The sequence below is a fragment of the Haemophilus sp. C1 genome (assembly GCF_001276515.1).
Taxonomy (GTDB): domain Bacteria; phylum Pseudomonadota; class Gammaproteobacteria; order Enterobacterales; family Pasteurellaceae; genus Haemophilus.
In genome coordinates this window covers 1-1,508 of record NZ_LDVZ01000064.1, presented here as the reverse complement: position 1 = coordinate 1,508, position 1,508 = coordinate 1, and the positions used below count along the sequence as shown (strand labels likewise).

The window sequence follows — 1,508 nt, the reverse complement described above, 5'->3', positions numbered from 1 at the left end:
GGCGCATCCGTTGGAGGCAGTTTCAATAAATCGAAAATCAATGCCGACCACGCCAGCATCAATGAACAAGCTGGAATTTATGCTGGAGATGAAGGCTATGATATTAATGTTAATAAACATACCGATCTTAAAGGCGCATTGATTACGTCTACCCAAAAGGCAGAAGCAGATGGTAAAAACCATTTTAGCACTGGCAGCATTACTCATTCAGATATTGAAAATCACTCAAATTATAGTGGCAGCAGTTTTGGTGTAAGTGGCAGTGTATCGGCTAACTTTGAAACACCATTTGGAGAGAATGGTGCAGCTCAAAGTACAAAACAAGCCTCGGATAAAGATGGTAATCTGATTTATAGAAACGACCGAGGAGAATTGACCACAGAAGCCAAAAATGCGCAGGGTAAAGACAACGCAAAAAAACTTGCTACAGGTTGGGATTCTTTAGAAACCTCAACAGGATTAGGTATTGGGCGAGATAAAGAAAGTCAAAGTAGCGTGACAAAAAGTGGTATTAATACTTCGAATATTGAAATTAGAGACCACGCGGAACAACTGGCGAAAACCGGTGAAACGGTTGAGCAGACGCTAGATAGCATTAAAACCGATGTGACTACGGATAATGCAGAGCAGCATTCCGGCAAGTTAGAAAATCATTTTGATAAAGACAAAGTGATGAAAGAGCTCAACATTCAAGTGAAAGTTACTCAAGATTTTCGTAAAAATGCCTTCTCAATGATTGATGCCTATGTGCTTCCAAAACAGGCTGAATTGAGAAAACAAATCAAGGAAGCTAAAACTGAAGAGGAAAAGACCGCACTTTATGGAGAAATTTATAAATTGCAATATCAAAAACGTTTGCTTGAAACCGTGGTAGGCATCGTATCGGGTTCGCCCGATGTTGCAATAACACAAGGAACTTTTCAATTAGCCGCGACGAAGATGAGAGAGGAGACTTTGGCCAATTCAAGATTATTTAAAGGTATTAAAGATGCGAAGACGGGGAAAATTCTTCGTAATGATAGTTATGATAGCGGTTATTTTGATGGAGTAAAATTAGGTGGTGTAAGGATTGATATTGATGCTATTTGCAATAGCAACATGGGGACCTGTACTTATAATGATGATAATTCAATCACATTTAAAGGTAATAAAGACTATACATTAGATGATGCTATTGATCCGCAACAAAATAAAAAAGCAGGTGGATTGTATGGAGAAACCGGTGGTTTTCAACCTGTTCAAGGTGAGTGGAATCTACATTTTACGAGAATTCCGTATAGCATCGGTTCTATCTCGGATATGGCGGTAGAATCCTTTGCCGGTACTCACGATCTGTTAGGAGGCCAAGCATGGGGCTGGTATGATAAACAAGGAAATACTGCAGAAAAAAATAAACTTACTGGTGTAGCATCAGGTGTAACAACTGTTATTGCAATACCGGTATCTGCGCCATTTGCTTTATCCGATGTAATGTCATCAGATATGTTTGAACTTTTGATGAAAATAGG

The 1,508-nt window shown here is 39.1% G+C and carries 1 pseudogene; it reads left to right on the top strand.

The annotated features are described in order from the left end of the window. Window positions 1–1,508: pseudogene (locus ABW51_RS10205) on the top strand (hemagglutinin repeat-containing protein); the annotation flags it as partial.